This window comes from Roseateles sp. P5_E11 (assembly GCF_054049355.1).
In genome coordinates, this window is sequence record NZ_JBFUMO010001150.1 from 1 (window position 1) to 722 (window position 722).

The window sequence follows — 722 nt, forward strand, 5'->3', positions numbered from 1 at the left end:
ACCTTCTCCAACGCCTCGACCTGGTGATACCAGAGCGGCGGGATGTAGAGCGCATCGCCCGGCGCCAGGTCAGCAACCTGTGCGGACGCCAGCGCCTCGCGATAGCGCGGGTAGCGCTCGAAATCCGGCGACTTGGGATGCACGACCRAGATCGGCGCGCCCGACGGCGTGTGCTCCAGCGGGCCGATGTAGAGATTGCCCACCTGCCCCGGCGCGAACAGCGTGAAGCGCCGGCGCCCGGCCACCACACAGGCGAGGTTGTAGGGGTGGTCGTGATGCGCCGGCACCGTCAGCGCATTGCCCAGCCAGAAGTTGGGAATGACACCGGGCAGCGCCTGCAGCCTGTTCTCGTCCAGGAAGCCCGGGATGACGTCGCTGACCTTGGCGCATTGCGCCGCAATGGAGGGCGCACCTTCGACCGGCAGATAGGCCGCGAGGTTCGCCATGAACTCGGGCAGCGTCATGCGCGCCTTGACGAAGGCGAAGTCGGTCAGGCTGTCGTTGTAGCCCATGACGCCACGCGCCGCGGCGCGCGTCTTGGTGGCCATGACCTCCACGCCGCGGTCAAAGCGGCGCAGGTAGTCGCAGATGCCGAAAGCCGTCTCGCGCCCGGCCTGCACGGCTGACCAGCCCGCCACCAAGCCCTTCAGCAGCACGGGCTCGACCCGCTGCTCCAGGCGCTCCTTGAGCTGCGGCTCGTCGGCCGCAGACCAGCTTTCAAC

At 68.4% G+C, this 722-nt stretch carries 1 protein-coding gene; it reads right to left on the reverse strand.

What is annotated here, in order from left to right; all coding sequences use genetic code 11:
- Window positions 1-722, reverse strand: a 722-nt coding sequence (locus ACXJKR_RS34010; RefSeq protein ID WP_457326616.1) for a cupin-like domain-containing protein, incomplete at both ends; no start/stop codon positions are given.